Source organism: Vibrio sp. PNB23_22_6 (assembly GCF_052877535.1).
Genome location: NZ_JBNFXP010000019.1, coordinates 23,231 through 43,271, shown reverse-complemented (window position 1 = coordinate 43,271; position 20,041 = coordinate 23,231). Strand labels below are relative to the sequence as shown.

At 46.8% G+C, this 20,041-nt stretch carries 19 protein-coding genes; 6 read left to right on the top strand and 13 right to left on the bottom strand.

All coding sequences use genetic code 11. The features are described from left to right. The first annotated feature begins 25 nt into the window (after window positions 1-25). Together ACVA54_RS14715 and tldD are read left to right on the top strand one after the other, a co-directional pair. Complete coding sequence (locus ACVA54_RS14715; RefSeq protein WP_446609122.1) at window positions 26-856, top strand: carbon-nitrogen hydrolase family protein; 831 nt, start codon at window positions 26-28, stop codon at window positions 854-856. 2 nt (window positions 857-858) lie between these two features. Next, on the top strand, window positions 859-2,304 hold the full coding sequence (gene tldD / locus ACVA54_RS14710) for a metalloprotease TldD (RefSeq protein WP_446642516.1): 1,446 nt from the start codon (window positions 859-861) through the stop codon (window positions 2,302-2,304). Window positions 2,305-2,370: 66 nt separating this feature from the next. Here the strand turns inward: tldD and ACVA54_RS14705 are convergent, their stop codons facing one another. Further along, window positions 2,371-3,747, bottom strand: a complete 1,377-nt coding sequence (locus tag ACVA54_RS14705; RefSeq protein WP_099080134.1) for a PhoH family protein — start codon at window positions 3,745-3,747, stop codon at window positions 2,371-2,373. A 531-nt stretch (window positions 3,748-4,278) separates the two neighbouring features. Between ACVA54_RS14705 and rapA the strand changes: the two genes are divergently transcribed. The 3 genes from rapA (at window position 4,279) to ACVA54_RS14690 (ending at window position 9,036) form a co-directional block, all read left to right on the top strand. Then, window positions 4,279-7,188, top strand: coding sequence for an RNA polymerase-associated protein RapA (rapA, locus tag ACVA54_RS14700; protein WP_099080135.1), 2,910 nt, complete (start codon window positions 4,279-4,281; stop codon window positions 7,186-7,188). 100 nt (window positions 7,189-7,288) lie between these two features. Then, entirely contained in the window at window positions 7,289-8,041 is a 753-nt protein-coding gene (gene rluA / locus ACVA54_RS14695) for a bifunctional tRNA pseudouridine(32) synthase/23S rRNA pseudouridine(746) synthase RluA (protein WP_099080136.1), read from the top strand. 32 nt (window positions 8,042-8,073) lie between these two features. Continuing rightward, complete coding sequence (locus ACVA54_RS14690; RefSeq protein WP_446596787.1) at window positions 8,074-9,036, top strand: D-2-hydroxyacid dehydrogenase; 963 nt, start codon at window positions 8,074-8,076, stop codon at window positions 9,034-9,036. Window positions 9,037-9,112: 76 nt separating this feature from the next. Here ACVA54_RS14690 and yjgA read toward each other — a convergent pair whose 3' ends face one another. Beyond that, entirely contained in the window at window positions 9,113-9,640 is a 528-nt protein-coding gene (yjgA, locus tag ACVA54_RS14685; protein WP_099080138.1) for a ribosome biogenesis factor YjgA, read from the bottom strand. Window positions 9,641-9,750: 110 nt separating this feature from the next. Here yjgA and pmbA point away from each other — a divergent pair, with 110 nt between their 5' ends. Next, the gene (gene pmbA / locus ACVA54_RS14680; RefSeq protein WP_446649710.1) at window positions 9,751-11,094 is read left to right on the top strand and encodes a metalloprotease PmbA; all 1,344 of its coding nucleotides are present in this window, start codon (window positions 9,751-9,753) and stop codon (window positions 11,092-11,094) included. Window positions 11,095-11,173: 79 nt separating this feature from the next. Here pmbA and mgtE read toward each other — a convergent pair whose 3' ends face one another. From mgtE to ACVA54_RS14625, 11 genes are all read right to left on the bottom strand, one after another. Then, a complete protein-coding gene (gene mgtE, locus ACVA54_RS14675) occupies window positions 11,174-12,529 on the bottom strand; it encodes a magnesium transporter (RefSeq protein WP_446620056.1) in 1,356 nt (451 codons plus the stop codon). A gap of 155 nt (window positions 12,530-12,684) precedes the next feature. Continuing rightward, window positions 12,685-12,960: an HPr family phosphocarrier protein gene (locus ACVA54_RS14670; protein ID WP_099080141.1), complete on the bottom strand. Its 276-nt coding sequence runs from the start codon at window positions 12,958-12,960 to the stop codon at window positions 12,685-12,687. A gap of 2 nt (window positions 12,961-12,962) precedes the next feature. After that, window positions 12,963-13,826: an RNase adapter RapZ gene (gene rapZ / locus ACVA54_RS14665; RefSeq protein ID WP_099080142.1), complete on the bottom strand. Its 864-nt coding sequence runs from the start codon at window positions 13,824-13,826 to the stop codon at window positions 12,963-12,965. Between the two features lie 14 nt (window positions 13,827-13,840). After that, a complete protein-coding gene (gene ptsN / locus ACVA54_RS14660) occupies window positions 13,841-14,287 on the bottom strand; it encodes a PTS IIA-like nitrogen regulatory protein PtsN (RefSeq protein WP_099080143.1) in 447 nt (148 codons plus the stop codon). 2 nt (window positions 14,288-14,289) lie between these two features. Next, complete coding sequence (hpf, locus tag ACVA54_RS14655) at window positions 14,290-14,577, bottom strand: ribosome hibernation promoting factor (RefSeq protein WP_099080144.1); 288 nt, start codon at window positions 14,575-14,577, stop codon at window positions 14,290-14,292. A 24-nt stretch (window positions 14,578-14,601) separates the two neighbouring features. Continuing rightward, on the bottom strand, window positions 14,602-16,068 hold the full coding sequence (locus ACVA54_RS14650) for an RNA polymerase factor sigma-54 (RefSeq protein WP_099080145.1): 1,467 nt from the start codon (window positions 16,066-16,068) through the stop codon (window positions 14,602-14,604). A gap of 50 nt (window positions 16,069-16,118) precedes the next feature. Continuing rightward, window positions 16,119-16,844: an LPS export ABC transporter ATP-binding protein gene (gene lptB, locus ACVA54_RS14645; protein ID WP_099080146.1), complete on the bottom strand. Its 726-nt coding sequence runs from the start codon at window positions 16,842-16,844 to the stop codon at window positions 16,119-16,121. Window position 16,845: 1 nt separating this feature from the next. After that, entirely contained in the window at window positions 16,846-17,340 is a 495-nt protein-coding gene (lptA, locus tag ACVA54_RS14640; protein ID WP_099080189.1) for a lipopolysaccharide transport periplasmic protein LptA, read from the bottom strand. Further along, window positions 17,321-17,884: an LPS export ABC transporter periplasmic protein LptC gene (gene lptC, locus ACVA54_RS14635; RefSeq protein ID WP_099080147.1), complete on the bottom strand. Its 564-nt coding sequence runs from the start codon at window positions 17,882-17,884 to the stop codon at window positions 17,321-17,323. Before lptC ends, lptA begins: the two co-directional genes overlap by 20 nt. Before the next feature lie 90 nt (window positions 17,885-17,974). Next, a complete protein-coding gene (gene kdsD, locus ACVA54_RS14630; RefSeq protein WP_119464556.1) occupies window positions 17,975-18,946 on the bottom strand; it encodes an arabinose-5-phosphate isomerase KdsD in 972 nt (323 codons plus the stop codon). 35 nt (window positions 18,947-18,981) lie between these two features. Next, window positions 18,982-19,947 carry a calcium/sodium antiporter gene (locus ACVA54_RS14625; protein WP_099080149.1) on the bottom strand — a complete coding sequence of 322 codons (966 nt, stop codon included), beginning with the start codon at window positions 19,945-19,947 and terminating at the stop codon, window positions 18,982-18,984. Window positions 19,948-20,041: the final 94 nt, after the last annotated feature.

Genomic DNA, 20,041 nt, shown 5'->3' with positions numbered 1-20,041 from the left:
TCTTAGCGTATAAGGAATAGAGAACATGGAACGTGTAGGCATCATACAAATGACGTCAGGTCCAGATCGAGAGGAGAATCTGGACTTCATTGCCAAGCAGTGCGCATTGGCAGCGGCGCAAGGTGTGAAGTTGGTACTCACACCAGAAAACGCAACGCTGTTTGCTAATCGCGAAGCGTATCACCATAACGCAGAAGTGTTGTGTGATGGTCCGATTCAACAGCGTTTATCTGATATAGCAAAACAAAATCAATTGACTTTGGTTTTAGGCAGTATGCCGATTTGTACTGAGCAAGGCGTCACGACCACCACGTTGGTTTTTTCTCCAGTGGGAGAGTGCATTGCTCATTACGACAAGCTACATATGTTCGATGTCGAAGTAGCGGATGGTCATGGTCGCTATCGTGAATCCGATACCTTTCGGGCTGGTGCTCAAATTGTCACAGCAGAAACCAATATTGGCACACTTGGATTGAGTATTTGTTACGATGTGCGCTTTCCTGAGTTGTATAAAGCATTACGTTTAGCGGGAGCTGACATTATTGTCGTACCAGCGGCGTTTACTGCGGTTACGGGGAAAGCACACTGGGAAATACTGCTGAGAGCGCGTGCAATAGAAACCCAATGCTGGATTTTAGCAAGTGGGCAAACTGGCACTCACCCATGTGGACGCCAAACATGGGGACACTCGATGGTTATTGACCCCTGGGGACAGATACATGCGCAACTTCACGAGCAAGTAGGATTGCTGGTGACAGAGATAGATTTGTCACAAAGCCAGCAAGTAAGGCAGAATATGCCGCTGACTCAACACAGTCGCTTTCAAAATGAATTGAAACGGAAACTAAAGAGCTAACTATGAGCATAAATCAAATAGAACAGGCACTCCTTGCCCCAAACGGTCTGACAGAGCAAGACATCGCTGATACGCTCGCGAGAATTGCCACACGCCAGATCGATTATGCGGACATTTACTTTCAGTCCAGCTGGCATGAGTCTCTGGTTCTAGAAGACAGCATCATCAAAGATGGCTCTTTTAACATTGATTGTGGTGTTGGTGTGCGCGCTGTAACGGGTGAAAAAACCGGTTTCGCTTACTCAGACCAAATTAATCTAGAAGGTTTAAAGCAAAGTGCCATTGCCGCACGTGGTATCGCTCAGCAAGGCCAAAATGGCAACGTTCAAGCGTTCAAGCGTTCAGCTAACCAAGCGTATTATGATGCGGTAAACCCGCTAGCAAGCTGGGAAAAGCAGCAAAAAACCGAACTGTTGATGTCGCTTGATGCGTACATTCGTACCAAAGAGCCGCTGATCAAAGAAGTCTCGATCAGTATCAGTGGTGTCCATGAGCAAATGCTTGTGGCAGCAACCGATGGTACTTACGCGGGGGATATCCGTCCTCTTGTTCGTCTGTCGATCAGCGTGCTCGCTGAAAAAGGCGATCGTCGTGAGCGCGGCAGCGCAGGTGGCGGTGGTCGTTTCGGTTATGATTTCTTCCTGTCTGAAACGGGCGGCGTGAAACAAGCCTTCCAATTTGCAGATGAAGCCATCCGCATGGCGCTAGTGAATTTAGAAGCGGAAGCTGCGCCTGCGGGTATGATGCCTGTCGTATTAGGCTCTGGCTGGCCAGGTGTTCTTTTGCATGAAGCGGTTGGTCACGGCTTGGAAGGTGACTTCAACCGTAAAGAGTCTTCAGTCTTCTCTGGCAAGCTAGGCCAACAAGTAACATCGCCATTATGCACCATCGTTGATGACGGTACGTTGAAAGACCTACGTGGTTCATTGAATGTGGACGATGAAGGGGTAAATGGTCAGTACAATACGCTCATCGAAAACGGTGTGCTAAAAGGCTACATGCAGGACAAGCTAAACGCGCGATTAATGGGTGAGAACCCAACGGGTAATGGTCGTCGTGAATCTTACGCGCACCTACCAATGCCGCGTATGACCAATACTTACATGCTACCGGGTGAGCACTCGCCGGAAGAGATCATCTCAACCGTGAAGAAAGGTTTGTACGCGCCCAACTTTGGTGGCGGTCAGGTCGATATCACATCAGGTAAGTTCGTATTCTCTACGTCAGAAGCGTACTTGATTGAGAATGGCAAGATCACTCGCCCAGTAAAAGGTGCAACATTGATCGGATCTGGTATCGAAGCGATGCAGCAGGTCTCAATGGTGGGCAATGACCTAAGTATTGACAGAGGTGTTGGTGTTTGTGGCAAAGCCGGGCAAAGTGTGCCGGTTGGTGTAGGCCAGCCTACGTTGAAGCTTGACTCCATCACGGTTGGTGGTACAGAGTAAGTGACTCGATAAGTGGATGAAATAGAGCGCTCATAGAGCGCTCTTTTGTTATGGGAATACGGAGCGCTACAGGTTTTCTTCGGCAAACTCTGCCAAGCGACTACGTACTACGCCATTGAGGTGAATATTGGCGCTGCCTTCAAAGTTCTTGAAGCGTTCAACCATATAAGTCAATCCAGACGTGACTGGTGTGAGGTAATGGGAGTCAATCTGTGCCAAGTTACCCGAACACACAATCTTCGTCCCCTCACCACAGCGGGTGATGATGGTTTTGATTTGTGAAGCGGTTAAGTTCTGACACTCATCGAGCAGGACAAATGCATTCTGGATAGAGCGACCACGCATAAAGTTAATCGACTTAAACTGAATGTTGGCTTTATCGCAGATGTACTTCATCGAGCCTTCAGTACAATGGTCGTGCTTGTGCAGCGCTTCCAGTGTATCTGTTACGGCTGCCAACCACGGCATCATTTTCTCTTCTTCTGATCCGGGTAAGAAACCGATGGATTCGCCAATATCTGGCGTATTACGTGTCACAATGATCTTATCGAACATCCCTTTTTCAATGGTTTGCTCCAGTGCTGCAGCCATCGCCAACAAGGTTTTACCACTACCAGCGGCACCGGTCAGAATCACCAAGTCAATCTCTGGATCGAGTAGGGCATCCATCGCCATGCCTTGATAGATATTTTTGGGTGTGATGTCCCAAGCGCGACGGTGCATCATGCGCTCACGGCTGAGGTCAAGCAGTGTGATCTTCTCTTCATCGATGCTTTCTACGCGACCGACAAAGTCACTATTTTCATCCATCATGTATTGGTTAATGAAAGTCGGCTCAAATGGTTCGCGATTGAGTTTGTGGAACGTTTTTCCGCCCAGAGCATAGCTTTCTACTTCATCAACGCCACTCCAGAAATCTCCTTCACGCTGTTGGAAGCCTTTGGTCAGGTATTGAATATCATCAATCAGTTGATCGGTGCGATAGTCTTCAACAAAGCGAACGCCAGCGCCTTTGGCGCGTAAGCGCATATTGATGTCTTTGGTGACGAGCACGACTTCACGTGGTGCGCGTTTGTTTTGTAGATAAAGCACCGCATTGAGGATGCGATTGTCACCGGCTTTGTCGGCGAAGGCTTTGACGGTTTCCTGCAATTCGAAGTCCGCCAAAATAGAAATGGTTCCTTGAGTTGGTTTTTCTTTGGAGACCGGAATACCCTCTGATATTTCGTCTGGTGTCGTGTCTCTGAATAAGTTTTCTAAAGCACGAATCGCAACGCGCGCATCTCGTGCTACATCGCGTTTGCTGTCTTTAATGCGGTCGAGTTCTTCCAATACCGTCATAGGGATGACGACATCGTGCTCTTGGAAAGAATAGATGGCGAAGGGTTCATGAAGAAGGATATTGGTGTCGAGTACAAACAGTTTCCGATCGGTATCGCCCATAGCGTCTCCTTGCCGCAAGCGCGGCTATGCTGCAGAAAGTTAAGTAGGTAAAAATCTTAACTCTGATTGCTTGCAATAGAGGTCGTCGAGCTATGTCGGTTAGTGCGCAACTGAGTAGCAAGACAACTTATTGCAAACCCGTGTTGATCCTAATCGTGTAGTTGTACACTCAAATTATACGCAATGCTTTTGAGTGCTCCTCACAACAAGTATACGTAATATTTACTTGTTACAACTCAATAATTGCCATGAGTTTTTTACAATTTGATTGCATTCTGAGTTCAGAAAAAAAAGTTTGTGCTTCGGGGCGTTTCAGCGTGACCTATATCACAGCATCAAGTAAGATTACCGACCTTTTTCTGCACATGGGCTAAGTCCAAATTATCATGTTGAGCTGAATTGAATATCTTCAGTTAAAAGTGGCATGGCAAGCATAATTGGTATAGCAGAAGCCAGAATCAGTTCTAAACTATTACCCATGCCACCGGGCATGAGTAGACAAACAAGAATCAACAACGAGGTAGTCAATACATGACATTTGCTTTGGGGCAGCGCTGGATTAGCGATACGGAAAGTGATTTAGGTTTAGGTACCGTAGTAGCAATGGATGCTCGTACTGTGACATTGATGTTTGCCGCATCAGAGGAAAACCGAGTTTACGCACGTAACGAGGCGCCAGTTACCCGAGTAACGTTTAACGTCGGTGATGTCATCGATTGCCAAGAAGGTTGGTCACTGAAAGTTGAAGAAGTACTGGAAGATGAAGGTTTATATACTTATTTTGGTACTCGTGAAGATACACAAGAAACCGCGGTTATTTTACGTGAGATTTTTCTAAGCAATCATATCCGTTTTAACAAGCCTCAAGATAAGTTGTACGCAGGTCAGATTGACCGTATGGACAACTTTGTTTTGCGTTACCGTGCATTGAAAAACCAGTTCGAGCAGCATAAGAGTCCAATGCGTGGCTTGTGTGGCATGCGAGCGGGTTTGATTCCTCATCAGCTTTACATTGCTCACGAAGTCGGTCGCCGTTATGCACCACGTGTACTACTTGCGGATGAAGTAGGTCTTGGTAAAACCATTGAAGCAGGCATGATCATCCACCAGCAAGTGCTGTCTGGCCGTGCCGAGCGCATTCTGATTGTCGTACCTGAGACACTTCAGCACCAATGGCTAGTAGAGATGATGCGTCGTTTCAACCTGCACTTCTCAATCTTTGATGAAGAGCGTTGTATTGAAGCGTTCGCAGAAGCAGAGAACCCATTTGATACGCAGCAATATGTACTGTGTTCTTTAGACTTCCTACGTAAAAGCCGCAAGCGCTTTGAACAAGCACGAGAAGGCGAGTGGGACCTATTGGTGGTCGATGAAGCCCACCACCTTGAGTGGAGCCAAGACAAGCCAAGCCGTGAGTATCAAGTGGTTGAAGGTTTAGCAGAGCGCACAGCAGGCGTGTTACTACTAACAGCAACACCGGAGCAATTAGGTCGTGAGAGCCACTTTGCGCGTCTGCGTCTACTGGATCCAGACCGTTTCTACGATTACGACACCTTTGTCGAAGAAGAAGAGCAATACGCGCCAGTCGCCGACGCAATTACGTCGCTATTCTCTGGTGAGAAACTGCCTGACGAAGCGAAGAACCAAATTACGGAGCTGCTTTCTGAGCAAGATGTTGAGCCGCTATTCCGCATTATCGAAAGCGACAGTGATGAAGACTTAAAAGCCTCAGCACGCCAAGAGCTTATCGACAATCTAATGGATCGTCACGGTACAGGTCGCGTGCTATTCCGTAACACGCGCGCGGCAATTAAAGGCTTCCCGACCCGTAATGTGCATTTAATGCCAATGGACATCCCATCACAGTACACAACGTCAATGCGAGTGTCTGGCATGATTGGTGGCAAGATGTCACCAGAAGCGCGGGCGATGAAAAACCTGTATCCAGAAGAGATCTTCCAAGAGTTTGAAGGTGATGACTCAAGCTGGTGGCAATTTGACTCACGCGTGAACTGGTTGCTTGAGAAAGTAAAAGAAAAACGCAGCGAAAAAGTACTCGTGATTGCGTCTCGTGCAAGTACGGCTTTGCAACTTGAGCAAGCCCTGCGTGAGCGTGAAGGTATCCGCGCCACCGTATTCCACGAAGGCATGTCTATCCTAGAGCGTGATAAAGCGGCCGCTTACTTCGCACAAGAAGAGGGCGGCGCACAGGTTCTGATCTGTAGTGAAATCGGCTCAGAAGGTCGTAACTTCCAATTTGCTAACCAGCTAGTGATGTTCGATTTGCCGTTTAACCCAGACTTGCTTGAGCAGCGTATTGGCCGTCTTGACCGTATTGGTCAAAAGCGTGATATCGATATTCATGTACCGTACCTAAAAGGTACGTCACAAGCAATCCTGGCGCGTTGGTTTGATGAAGGTTTGAATGCGTTCTCTGAAACTTGCCCAACTGGTCGCGCAGTTTACGACAAGTACTCAGATGCATTGATTGAGATGCTAGCGTCTGGTGATACGTCAAATCTTGATGAAGTGATTGAAGAGTCAGCGAAGCTGAACAAAGAGTTGAAATCACAGCTTGAGCAAGGCCGTGACCGTTTGCTAGAGATGCATTCAAACGGTGGCGAGAAAGCACTGCAAATCGTTGAGAAAATATCATCCACAGATGGCGATACGAACCTAGTGACATTCGCACTGTCTCTGTTCGACACTATTGGCCTGAATCAAGACGATAAAGGCGAAAATGCGCTAGTGGTCACCCCATCTGAGCACATGATGGTCCCAAGTTACCCAGGCCTTCCGTACGAAGGGGCGACGATTACCTTTGATCGTGACACGGCACTCTCTCGTGAAGATATGCACTTTATCAGTTGGGAACACCCAATGATCCAAGGCGGTATCGATCTTCTGATGAGTGAAGGGGTGGGTACGTCGGCGGTTTCACTACTGAAGAATAAAGCGCTGCCAGTCGGAACAATTTTACTTGAGCTAATTTATGCAGTGGATGCGCAAGCACCGAAGCGTAGTGGTATTGCTCGTTTCTTACCAAAGACGCCAATTCGTCTGATGATGGATGCTCGTGGTAATGATCTCTCTTCTCAAGTGGAGTTTGAAGGCTTCAACCGTCAACTGAGCCCTGTAAATCGTCACCTAGGTAGCAAGCTAGTGACATCAGTACAGAAAGATATTCACAACCTAATCGAAGCGGGTGATGCGCAGGTTGAAAAGCAAGTGGAAGAAGTGCGTCAGCAAGCGCATCAAGAGATGCAGCACAGCTTGAATGCAGAGCTAGAACGTCTGCAAGCGCTGAAAGCCGTGAACCCGAATATCCGTGATGAAGAAATTGAAGCAATCGAAGCGCAAATTAAAGAGCTTACCGGTTACATTAACCAAGCTCAAGTGCAGCTCGATTCATTGCGTTTAATCGTGGTAAGCCACAACTGATTGGTTTTTATCTAAAAACTTGATAATAAAAAACGGCTCCTTTACGGGAGTCGTTTTCGTATTAAAATAGCCTTCTTTTCTATATTTTGAGAGCACACTGATGGCAATGCTTGAATACAATCCACCGACTGATCCTTGGACCGATATCGTGTTTGAGGACGATCATATCTTAGCTGTGAATAAGCCATCAGGTTTGCTATCTGTGCCGGGACGTCTTGCTGAACACCACGACAGCATGTGGAGTCGTCTTCAGGAGCAGTATCCAGAGATCCAGGTGGTGCATCGCTTGGATATGTCGACTTCTGGCTTGATGGTTCTTGCGAAAAACAAACGTGCTGAGAGCGCATTGAAAAAGCAGTTCCAATTTCGTCTAACCCACAAAATTTATTATGCGCGCGTTTGGGGACACATTGATCAGCAAGAAGGCGAGATCGATCTGCCGCTGATTTGTGATTGGCCGAACCGCCCATTACAAAAGGTGTGCTTTGACGACGGTAAGCCATCGAAAACCCTATTTCAGGTGGCGAAGTTAGAAGAACATGAAGACGGTTCGAAAACGACCATTGTGCGATTATTGCCAATCACGGGCCGTTCACACCAGCTGCGTGTCCATATGCAGGCGCTAGGGCATCCGATTGTCGGTGATGAGTTCTATGCAACGGAAGAGGCGAAAGCGTTCTCAGAGCGTCTTGAATTACACGCCTCAGAACTGAGTTTCTACCACCCAAAGAGCGATTGGCTGCGTAGCATTTTTGTTCCTTGTGATTTTTATCCTGAAGCGGAAGAGATGATCTTTGACTATTTCGACCCAGCGCGTAAATTACCTGATTATAAAACACTGCCTCGCTCATAAATTAATCCTCAGGCAGTGAACAAGGAGCTGTTATGTCACTGCCTAAAGTGGTCTTTCTTGACCGTGCGACCATCCCTGCTCATATTCAGATACCACGCCCTAGCTTTGCTCACCAATGGGTAGAATATGAGTACACCTCACCACAGCAAGTCACTGAACGCCTTGCGGATGCACACATCGTTATTAGCAACAAGGTGGTGCTCGATCAAACCATTCTTACCCAATTGCCGAATATCAAAATGATCGCCGTAGCCGCGACAGGATTTAATAACGTCGATGTGCACTATTGTGCGGAGCGTGATATCGCGGTGGCTAACGTACGTGGTTATGCGACTCGATCTGTACCAGAGCATGTTATCGCCATGTTGTTTGCGTTGCGCCGTAATTTATTTGGTTACCACCAAGATATTGCCGCAGGAGAGTGGCAACGCAATAAGCAGTTTTGTTTTTTTACTCATCCTATTGGTGATATCGCAGGCAGCACACTCGGTGTGATTGGCGGTGGTGCATTAGGTCAAGCAACCGCTCAGTTGGCACAGGCAGTCGGTATGAAGGTATTGTTTGCCGAGCACAAAGGCGTGAGTGAGTGTCGAGAGGGGTACACCGAGTTTGATGAGGTACTCAAGCAGTCCGATGCGATTACGCTGCATTGCCCATTGAATGACGATACTTATCACCTAATCAGCACGGTTGAATTGCAGAAAATGAAGTCGACGGCGATTTTGATCAATACGGGGCGCGGTGGTCTGGTGGATGAGTTAGCGTTGGTGGATGCGCTGAAAGAAGAGGAGATTGCCGCCGCAGGTGTGGACGTATTTACTCAGGAGCCCGCCGATGAAACGAATCCACTGCTCGCCAATATGCACTTGCCGAATTTGTTGCTCACACCACATGTTGCATGGGGGAGCGATTCTTCTCTCCAGCGTTTGGCTGAAATCTTAATCGAGAATATTAATGCGTTTGAGCGGGGCGAAAGGTTCAATCGCTTAACCTGATGTGTGTATCGCTTGGAAGTAATAAAAAGCAGACCTCAAGTGAGGTCTGCTTTTTTTGCTGTTAAACGGAGTAGAATTAAACTTCTTCTTCGTTCAGCGCTTTTAGAATTTGGAAGATTTCACGGTAAGACTTTGCTGGCTTGCCGGCTTTCTTCTCTTTCGCTGCTTGACGCGCAAGTTGACGAAGGCGTTGACGGTCTGCAGTTGGGTACAGATCTACCACATCATCAATTGCCTTATCACCTTCTTCTACTACACGATCTCGTAGCACTTCTAGCTTGTGCAGTACGGCTGTTGCTTGCGAGTGCTTGTTGCGAACTTTGTCCAGAGCCGCTTGGATTGGCTCTGGATCTTCATAGCGCATCAATTTACCGATACGTTGCAATTGACGACGGCGAGCTTCGTTTTTAAAGCGTTGTGCATCCGCAATTGCTTCTCGCAGATCTTCGCTCATTGGGAACTTTTCTAATGTCGATGGCTTAAGACCGACTAGCTCTTCACCAAGCTTTTGCAGCTCTTCCATGTCGCGCTTCATCTCGGATTTACTTACCCAGATGATCTCTTCTTCTGGTTCCCATGGCGCTTTTTGATTCTTACGTGCCATTTCAGTTGCCTGTGTTCTGATTAATATTATGACTATTTTAACAAGAATCGTGGGGAGAAAGCGAAATTCTTGTTATTCTATTGTACATCGAATACATGATGTGAAAGACAATGGATATTAAACAGCAGGTTGCCGAGCAACGAACCGAGCTAGAACAAGCCGTCGCAAGGGCGTTGGAGATCGCTGCAGCGAAGTCTGATGCCGCTGAAGTCGCAATTACAAAAAGCACAGGCTTGAGTGTTTCCACTCGCATGGGCGATGTAGAAAATGTTGAGTTCAACAGCGATGGTGCACTTGGCATCACCGTCTACCGTGGCCAACGCAAAGGCAGTGCTTCCACATCAGACTTGAGCGAAGCCGCAATTAAGCAAACCGTGTTAGCGGCATTAGACATTGCTCAATACACATCAGAAGACCCATTTGCAGGCCCTGCGGCAAAAGAGTTCATGGTCAAAGACATTCCGGACCTAGACCTGTTCCATCCAGACGCTCCCAATCCAGATTATGCAGCAGAAGTAGCGATTGCGGCTGAAAAAGAAGCACTGAACTACAGTGAAGCGATTAAGCAAAGTGATGGTGCCAGTTACGACAGCCACTACGGCGTAAAAGTCTATGGTAACAGCCATGGCTTGCTAGCAAGTTACGCGTCAAGTCGTCACAGCACTAGTTGCTGTGTGATTGGCGTGGGTAAAAATGGCGAGATGGAACGTGATTACAGCTACACCGTAGCACGTCACCGTGATGATCTTTGGACACCAGAGACGGTTGGCCGTAAAGCGGCGGAAAAAACCATCAGCCGCCTCGATGCGCAAAAGCTAAAAACGGGTAAGTACCCTGTGATGTTTGCCGCTGATGTAGCGACGGGCTTGATTGGTCATCTAGTGATGGCGATTAGCGGTGGTAACTTGTACCGTAAATCCTCTTTCCTGCTTGATCACCTTGGCAAGCAAGTGCTGCCGGAGTGGTTCAATATCTCAGAGCGTCCGCACGTGCTGCGCGGCTTGGCTTCAAGCCCATTTGACAGTGAAGGCGTATACACACAAGACAGTGAAATCATCACTGATGGTGTTTTGGCGACTTACTTACTAACTAGCTACGCTGCTCGCAAGATGAAGATGGACCCAACGGGTCACGCTGGTGGTATTCATAACTGGAATGTGAAGTCTACGGGTCAAAACTTCGAGCAAATGCTGAAAGAGCTGGGCACTGGTCTACTGGTAACAGAAACCATGGGTCAAGGCGTGAACGTGGTGACCGGTGATTATTCACGTGGTGCTGCGGGTTTTTGGGTAGAGAATGGTGTCATCCAATATCCAGTATCCGAGATCACGATTGCTGGCAACCTGAAAGAGATGTTCAACAAGATTGTTGCAGTGGGTAGTGATGTGGAGACCCGCTCACAAATCCAGACGGGGTCTATCTTGCTTGATACCATGAAGGTGGCGGGGGAGTAAGCTTTTCTAGCCAATAGATGTGAAAAAGCCTGATGTGTTCATCAGGCTTTTTTTTGTTTTTAAGCGTCCTAGCCCTGAGTCAGATCGCTAGGGTTGCCAGGCCAAGGAAGACGGACAAACCGATCACATCGGTGACCGTGGTTAATGCCATCCCTCCCGCTAGTGCTGGATCGATGTTCATCTTCTTAAGCAAAATAGGAATACTTACCCCAGCAATACCTGCGACCAGCAAGTTGGTTAACATGGCGGCTGAGATAATACCACCGAGCATCCAGTTACCTTTCCACACGATAACGATACCACCGATGATCAGTGCCCACATGATGCCATTGAGTAAGCCGATGGCGGCTTCTTTCATCAATAGTTCGCGTTTGTTGGCGTCACCGATATGGCCAAGTGCAAGGCCACGAATGACCAGTGCAACCGTTTGGTTCCCCGCAACACCGCCCATCGATGGCACAATGGTCATTAAGACAGCGATTGCGGCCATTTGATCGAGCGTGGCTTCGAACATGTTCGACACGGATGCCGCTGCCAGTGCGGCAAGCACGTTGGCGCCTAACCAGACACTACGTTTACGTGCCGATTTAAACACTGGGGCGAAGGTATCTTCGTCGTCATCCATACCCGCCATACTCATCATTGAGTGTTCTGCGTCTTCTCGAATAACGTCGACCACGTCATCGATGGTGATACGGCCAACGAGGTGCTGATTTTCATCCACGACTGGCGCTGAAACCCAGTTACGACGTTCAAATAGGCTTGCCACATCAGAGTCACTGGTGTCTACCGTGATGGCGTCGTCTACATCTTCCATCACATCTCTGACTTTTACATCAGGTTGAGTGGTGATCAGTGTGGTGATTGGCAGTTCACCGATCAGCTTGTTCTCATCGTCAATGACGTAAAGCGCGTCGGTTGCTTCAGGCAGTTCGCCTTTCATGCGCAAGTAACGCAGGACGACGTCGACGTCGACGTCACCACGAATGGTGATGACATCGGTATTCATCAATCCGCCAGCGGAATCCTCAGGGTAGGATAGGGCGGTCTCGACGCGTAGGCGGTCGTCAGAGTCCATTTGTGATAGGACTTCACGCGATAGCGTATCTGGCAAGCTCCGTAGTACGTAAGCCACGTCATCGGTGTCCATGCCTTCTGTCGCTTCTGCCAGCGCTTCAGGGGCCATTTTTGACACCAGACTGTCTTTTACGTCTTCGTTCAGTTCATCGAGGATCTCACCGTAGTCTTCCGGATCGGTCAGCTGCCATAGTACTTCACGACTTTTACGCGGAGATGCTTCTAAAAGGTGCGCGATATCCTCAGGTTCCATGTCCTGTAGTTGACGACGAACATGGACGAAGCGGCCATTCTCTAGTGCTTCTGTGACTTCTTGGAGGGCTTGGTGAGCTTGGTCGAATTCTATTTGCTCTGCCATTCATTCCTCCCAATTCCTGATATTTACAATGCGTTGAATAGTATCTTAATTCTAGGCACCTTTTAATAACAACTTATGAAAGTAGACAAAATTATTTGTTGATGGGAGGCTAGGGATGAGAAGGGATGTGTGCAGATGTGAGCAAAGCGAGTGAATCACTCGCTTTCTTCAAATTTGTCTTCGATCAGGTGACAAACTGCATTGAGGGCTTGCTCTGACTGTTCGCCAGTGGCGTGGATAGTAACATATTGTCCTTGAGCGGATTCGAGCATTAGCAGGCCCATCACGCTGTCTGCGGTCGCCGTTGTATCCTCTTCGTTGTTGATAGTAACGACGGCATCAAAACTTTGTGCCAGTTCAACTAACTTAATGGCTGCGCGAGCATGTAAGCCTAAGCGATTTTGGATCAATACTTTACGACTTAATTCCACCGTTATTCCTTAACGTTTTTTTCCAATGAAGTGTGGCGAATTTGCACTTGATGCCCTTTTTCTGCGAAGTATTCACCAATTTTTTGTGTTAGATATACCGAGCGATGTTTACCCCCTGTACAGCCAATCGCAACCGTTAGGTAGCTGCGGTTGTTTTTCTCTAACATCGGTAACCATGTCTCAATAAAACTTTCAATTTGCTTTTTGAGCTCAAGAACCGGTTGATGTTGTTCTAAAAAGGCAGCAATAGGGGCATCTAATCCTGTAAATGGACGCAGTGCAGGTTCCCAGTGCGGGTTTGGTAAAAAGCGAACGTCAAATACGTAATCCGCATCTGATGGTAGACCAAATTTGAAGCCAAATGACTCAAACACCATGACGAGGTCTTTGCGTTCACGCCCTTCAACACGCATACGCACGGTCTCGCTCAAGTCATGCAGCGATTGACCGCTGCTATTGAGCACGAGATCGGCATGGGCTTTTAGTGGCATCAAAATGTTCTGCTCAAGCTCGATCGCCTGATCCAAAGAGAGGGATTGACCGTCAAGTGAAAGTGGGTGAATCCGGCGTGTTTCGCTGTAGCGTTTGAGTAACGTTTCTTTGTTTGCATCTAAGAACAGCACCGTCACGTCGAGTTCCGCTTTGAGCTTTTCTAACGTTGCGTTTAGTTCTTTGAGTTTCTTAGGGATATTACGGATATCAATACTTACAGCGACGTTTTGTTTACTGCCGGCAGTGGACTGAACAAATGCATCAAGCAAATTAACCGGTAGATTGTCTACGCAGTAATAACCCATATCCTCAAGTACACGCAGGGCAACACTTTTACCAGCACCAGAGTGCCCACTGACTACGATTAATCGCATGATGATCGCCTTGATTACTGATGAATCATAATGTCGTAGAGTTCTTCATCACTCTGAGCATTGCGCAGCATTTTTAACACTTGCTTGTTGCTCAGACGCTCTGCCATGGAGGATAAAGTCTTGAGGTGCTCTTTGCATTGCTCTTCTGGTACGAGAAGAGCGAAAAGAAGATCGACGGGACGGTTGTCGATAGCATCAAATTCAATCGCTTCGTCACATTGTAGTAGCACGGCGATGGCTTTGTCGCTGGATGGCATTCTGGCATGAGGAATAGCGATACCGTTACCGATACCTGTACTGCCCATTTTTTCTCTGTTTAGCATACACTCAAACAGCTCTGTTGAATCTTGACCCGTACTTTCAGCCACGATTTGGCTGATCATTTCCAGGGCACGTTTTTTACTCGTACAATGGACTGCACTTTTCGTGCAGTCCAATGACAGTATCTCGCTAAGTTGCATGATTAATGACTGTTTAATTTTTCTTTGTGCTTGTTAAGTTGGCGAACTAACTTATCCACCAGCGAGTCAATCGCTGCATACATATTTTCGTCATCGGCTGACGCATGGATTTCGCCCTGATTTACGTGGAGCGTAGCTTCCGCGATTTGCTGAAGTTTTTCAACTTTTAGTACAACGTGAACTTGATTGATATGGTCGAAGAACCTTTCGAGCTTCTGAAACTTTGTTTGAACATAGTCTTGCATTGAATCGGTAAGATCAACGTGATGGCCTTGAATATTGATTAGCATAGACTTTCCTTTTCAGTTGGTGCCTTAAAGTAGGCGTTTACGCTGACTTGAAGGGGCAATACCCAAGGATTCGCGATATTTCGCTATGGTTCGTCTTGCGACTTGAATCCCTTGATCAGCCAGAAGAGTAGCAATCTTGCTGTCACTAAGTGGTTTGGCAGTATTCTCCGCTGCGACCAGTTTCTTGATGAGAGCACGAATTGCTGTGGACGAACATTCTCCCCCATTGTCAGTACTGACATGACTGGAGAAGAAGTACTTCAATTCAAATATGCCACGTGGTGTGTGCATGAACTTCTGTGTGGTAACACGAGAAATTGTGGATTCATGCATTTCTACCGCCAAAGCAACATCGTTTAATACCATTGGCTTCATGGCTTCTTCACCATACTCGAAGAAATCTTGCTGATGTTCAACAATACATCGTGCAACTTTGAGAAGTGTCTCGTTTCTGCTTTCTAGACTCTTTATTAACCACTTTGCCTCTTGCAAATTGCTGCGAATATACTGGCTATCTGCGCTACTGCCTTTGCTTAGCTGTGCATATTGTTGATTTACCTTCAATTTTGGCATGCTGTCAGGGTTAATCGAAACTGTCCATTTGCCATGCTCTTTAAAGACAGAGACATCAGGAATGACGTACTCGGTCTCATCAGAGGTAATGCGACTGCCAGGGCGAGGATCAAGTTGCTGAATTAACTTCAACACTTCACGTAACTCGGTTTCTTTCAGCTTACTTTCTTTGATAACGAGTTTGTAATCACGATTGCCTAGCTGGTCGATGTGATCGGCAAGTACCATCTTCGCTTCGGCTAACCATGGGGTATCTTCAGGAAAAGTGGCCAATTGCAGCAATAAGCACTCTTGTAGGTTGCTTGATGCAACACCAAGAGGATCAAATTGTTGAATTCGCTTGCGAACGGCTTCGATTTCATCGAGCTCAATTTCTTCGTTATCAAAGCTCTCGTGAATTTCTTCCGGAGAAAGCGTAAGGTAGCCGTAATCGTCAATAGCATCGATAATGGTAAGAGCAATCGTTCGGTCAGTTTCACTAAAGGGGGTAAGATCCAGTTGCCACATTAAGTAATCGTGTAGAGACTCAGTGGTTTCACCTTGGTAAATCGGCATGTCGTCATCAAGAGCTAGGCCAGTACTGCCAGTGTTCGCACTGTAGACATCATCCCAAGTCGTATCGATTTCCAGCTCTGAGCTGATTTCTGACTTTTCGATGATGTCAGAGCTGTCTGGAAGATCTGTTTCAGAGGTATCGCTCGCACTGTCGTCAGACGTATTCAGTCCGGATTTGTCTTCACCATTGGCTAGAGGTTCTTCTTGACCTTCTTCAACTTCCAGCAGAGGGTTGGAATCCAGTGCATCTTGAATTTCTTGTTGAAGATCGAGTGTAGACAGTTGCAACAAACGAATGGCTTGTTGCAGCTGTGGCGTCATGGCTAACTGTTGACCTAGCTTGAGTTGTAATGAAGGTTTCATTCAGTGTTACTTACCTTGTAATGCTCAGAATCTTACCGTTCCTAATGTAATCATAGACGGAATTGTTCGCCGAGATAAACTTGTTTCACTTGCTCATTATTGAGAACTTCATCCGGAGTTCCTGAAGCAATGAGGTGTCCTTGACTGACAATGTAAGCTTTTTCACAGACGTCTAGGGTTTCACGAACATTGTGGTCGGTGATTAGCACACCAAGGCCACGATCACGCAGGTGTTCGATGATCTTTTTGATATCGTTTACAGAAATCGGGTCTACACCCGCAAACGGTTCATCCAACAGAATGAATTGTGGATTTGCGGCTAGAGCGCGCGCGATTTCGACACGTCGACGCTCACCACCAGATAGTGCCATACCCGCACTGGTTCGTATGTGCTGTATGTGGAACTCTTCCAATAAATCTTCTAGCTTATCTTGGCGTTCTTCATGTGTGAGTTCTTGGCGCGTCTCTAGTACAGCCATGATGTTGTCTTCTACTGAGAGTTTACGGAAGATAGACGCCTCTTGTGGCAGATAGCCGATACCCATACGAGAACGACTGTGCATTGGCAAAATACTAATATCTTGATCATCAATAGTAATAGTGCCTTCGTCACGGGGTACAAGACCTACGATCATATAGAAGGATGTGGTTTTACCTGCCCCGTTAGGGCCTAAAAGTCCTACGATCTGACCGGACTCAACCTCTAAGCTTACATCAGTAACCACTTTGCGCTTTTTGTAGCTTTTTGCCAAGTTTTTTGCGCTTAGTACCGCCATATTACTTCTCGATCTGATTAGGTTGCAAAATGGTGGTCACGCGCTCGTTTTTTGAGCTATCAGCAACCAATTTCTGTTTGCCAATTTGGTAACGGATTGAGGCGCCATTGATGGTGTTACCATCTTGAGCGAGTTGCGCTTGGCCCTTCATTGTCAGTTCGTCAGTAGAGATGCGGTAATCTAACTCTTCGGCTTGACCGCTTAAAGTTTTGCCATCATCCATTAGCTGAGAGAAGGTGGCTGGTTTGCCAAAAGCCTGAATCTGTTTAATTGACTGCGTTTTTGCATCGCGAGTTACGACGATTTTATTCGCATCAATATTAATACTACCTTGCTTAAGAGAGACATTGCCTTCAAAAGTCACCTGATTACTCTTCATGTCCACCAGTTGGGTGTTAGAGTTAATGTAAACCGGTTGTTGAGTGTCCGATTTTAATGCTAACGCTTGCGGCGCAGCTAAAATCAGCGCCAATAGGCTAAGGTGTAACGGTTTCATATCGACCTTGAACTTCATCTGTTAGAGTCGCGATATGCTTTTTCAAGTTACCTTGCATTGCGCCTCCAGTAGTTTCAAATTGAGGTCCAACCAACATCACTTGTTGATCGGCTTTAAAATCACGATTGGTTAGATTGATGACCAGTTTGTCCGTTACCATGGTATCAAAACTGGCACCTGGTAATAGATTTTTCATTAAGACCTCGTCATATAGCGTCAAGATCTGGTCTTCATCTAGTACTGCTTTTGTCGCAGTCACCTTCCACTCGATGACATTCCCTTCTCGGTAAACCAACAAGGTTGGTTGGTTGAAAATCGTGTCACCACTTTTGGCATAGTGATCCAAATTCGTGGAGCGAATGATGTAACTGCGGACACCATCTTCACCATAAGTAATATTTTCCAGTCCAGTACCACTGAACATGGGCAGTTCTAAATCGGGTGCTACTTGCATACCTTCATGGCCTTTTGGAGTGAGCAAATAATAGCCACACCAAGCGACAACGAAGAGCAAGAGCAAGTATATAAGGCGAGTAAAACTCATAAAATAAAGGCCTTTATCTTAGCTCAGTACTTCCCTGACCATTGCCTTAATCTGATAAATAGATCATTTAAGTTTGCTGTATGACGGATATTACATCACGCCAGCTTTCAATAAGTCATGCATATTTAAAGCACCAACAATCTTGTTGTTGTCACACAAAAGCAGTGCGTTGATGTTTTTATCTTGCATTAAATTTAATCCCTCAACGGCCAGCATATCTGGGTGTGCGACGGTTGGGTTTTGTGTCATCACCTCTCCGATCGCCGTTGTGTGGATATCAATTCGTTTGTCCAATGTTCGGCGTAAATCACCATCGGTGAATATACCAAGCATAGCATCGTGTTCATCGACGATTGCGGTCATGCCCAATCCTTTCTCTGAAATCTCAAGAAGCGCATCGCGAATCAGCGCATCGGGAGCCACTTTGGGCAGTTTGTTGCCAAAGTGCATAATATCAGACAGCTTAAGCAGCAGTTTTCTCCCTAAAGTGCCGCCAGGGTGTGACAGTGCGAAGTCTTCAGCTGAGAAACCACGAGCTTGAAGTAGAGCTACAGCTAGCGCATCCCCCATCACTAAGGTAGCGGTGGTACTTGTCGTTGGTGCGAGTCCAAGTGGGCAAGCTTCCTTTGGCACCGTGATTTGCAGGTGCAGATCAGACAGTTTAGCCATGTTGGAATCAGGCTTACCAGTCATGCTAATGATTTTGATATTGAGGCGTTTTAATACGGGAAATAGAGACAAAATCTCATGTGACTCACCAGAATTAGATATCGCGATAACAATATCACCAGCGCTGATCATTCCAAGGTCACCATGAGCGGCTTCGCCTGGATGAACGAAAAACGCCGATGTACCAGTGCTTGCGAGCGTTGCAGCAATTTTGTTGCCAACATGGCCTGACTTGCCCATCCCCATCACAACAACTTTACCGCTGTTGGATAGAATCAATTCGCAGGCTTGTTCAAATTGCGCATTAAAGTACTGGCTCAGCTGTTGTAAACCAGCTATTTCGATATCAAGAACTTGTTTTGCAGCAGCGCGAAAATCAAATTGATTAGACATCTCAGGGCTCCAATTGGTCTTTAATTATTATGTTATTAAGCGGCCATGTTCATTAGTAGATAGCCTTGGTAACCCAAGAAACATACGACTAAAATGCTGCCTTCAATTCGGTTAATGCTACGAGATTTACCCAAGCACATCGCAACCAAAAGCAGAGAAACACCCAACATAACCCAGAAGTCGCGCCCCATAGCGTACTCACTTAGCACCGATGGGTTGATAATGCCTGGAAGTCCCATTACGGCCAAGATATTAAATACGTTTGAGCCGATGATATTGCCGACAGCCATGTCATCTTCGCCTTTTAAAACGCCAGCCAATGACGCTGCAAGTTCAGGTAAGCTCGTACCCACCGCGATGATCGTAAGACCAATCACAAGGTCACTCATGCCGAAAAATTTCGCGATGATAACGGCATTATCAACCAACATGCTGGCAGCGATAGGCAGCAGAATCAGGCCGATAACCACCCACATAATCGCTTTTGGATTGCTCACGCCTTCTGGAATTTCGGCTTCTTGCTCTTCAATTAATACGTCACCCGCTTTTTGTTCTTTACGGCTGATCTGCAACATGGCGTAAAGGAATCCACCAAATAGAACAAACAGCAGCACACCCTCGTAGAAACCTAAGTGGTTATCCCAAAGCAAAATGCCAGCTAAAACGGTAACCGCTATCATGAGAGGAAGCTCACGGCGAATCACTGCCGAGCTGATTGATAGTGGTTTAATTAGTGCGGTGATACCTAGGATTAATGCGATGTTAGCAATGTTCGAGCCTAGTACATTACCGACAGCCGTGTCAGTTTTTCCTTCCCATGCGGCCGTGGCGGACACCATCATTTCAGGTGCAGACGAGCCCATGGCAAGAATAGTCATACCGATGACCAAAGGCGATATACCAACGTTACGAGCAAGAGCAGCAGAGCCAAAAACAAGTTTATCGGCACTCCAAACAAGTAATACAAGACCGACGATGAGCAACGCTACGGTTTCGAGCATGATGATTCCTAAGTAGTGAATAATTGAAATGAGTAACCGCTAATTTTGACCTTTTGCAGGCAAAAATGGAAGATAAACAACAAATAAATTAAAG

Coding starts and splice junctions, on each gene's coding strand:
- hpf (WP_099080144.1), bottom strand. CDS start 14,577: ATGCTAATCAATATTCAAGGCCATCACGTTGATCTTACCGATTCAATG.
- rapZ (WP_099080142.1), bottom strand. CDS start 13,826: ATGCGATTAATCGTAGTCAGTGGGCACTCTGGTGCTGGTAAAAGTGTT.
- rapA (WP_099080135.1), top strand. CDS start 4,279: ATGACATTTGCTTTGGGGCAGCGCTGGATTAGCGATACGGAAAGTGAT.
- ACVA54_RS14625 (WP_099080149.1), bottom strand. CDS start 19,947: ATGCTCGAAACCGTAGCGTTGCTCATCGTCGGTCTTGTATTACTTGTT.
- mgtE (WP_446620056.1), bottom strand. CDS start 12,529: ATGGCAGAGCAAATAGAATTCGACCAAGCTCACCAAGCCCTCCAAGAA.
- yjgA (WP_099080138.1), bottom strand. CDS start 9,640: ATGGCACGTAAGAATCAAAAAGCGCCATGGGAACCAGAAGAAGAGATC.
- ACVA54_RS14705 (WP_099080134.1), bottom strand. CDS start 3,747: ATGGGCGATACCGATCGGAAACTGTTTGTACTCGACACCAATATCCTT.
- lptB (WP_099080146.1), bottom strand. CDS start 16,844: ATGGCGGTACTAAGCGCAAAAAACTTGGCAAAAAGCTACAAAAAGCGC.
- pmbA (WP_446649710.1), top strand. CDS start 9,751: ATGGATATTAAACAGCAGGTTGCCGAGCAACGAACCGAGCTAGAACAA.
- ACVA54_RS14690 (WP_446596787.1), top strand. CDS start 8,074: ATGTCACTGCCTAAAGTGGTCTTTCTTGACCGTGCGACCATCCCTGCT.
- tldD (WP_446642516.1), top strand. CDS start 859: ATGAGCATAAATCAAATAGAACAGGCACTCCTTGCCCCAAACGGTCTG.
- ACVA54_RS14715 (WP_446609122.1), top strand. CDS start 26: ATGGAACGTGTAGGCATCATACAAATGACGTCAGGTCCAGATCGAGAG.
- lptC (WP_099080147.1), bottom strand. CDS start 17,884: ATGAGTTTTACTCGCCTTATATACTTGCTCTTGCTCTTCGTTGTCGCT.
- kdsD (WP_119464556.1), bottom strand. CDS start 18,946: ATGTCTAATCAATTTGATTTTCGCGCTGCTGCAAAACAAGTTCTTGAT.
- ptsN (WP_099080143.1), bottom strand. CDS start 14,287: ATGCAACTTAGCGAGATACTGTCATTGGACTGCACGAAAAGTGCAGTC.
- lptA (WP_099080189.1), bottom strand. CDS start 17,340: ATGAAACCGTTACACCTTAGCCTATTGGCGCTGATTTTAGCTGCGCCG.
- rluA (WP_099080136.1), top strand. CDS start 7,289: ATGGCAATGCTTGAATACAATCCACCGACTGATCCTTGGACCGATATC.
- ACVA54_RS14650 (WP_099080145.1), bottom strand. CDS start 16,068: ATGAAACCTTCATTACAACTCAAGCTAGGTCAACAGTTAGCCATGACG.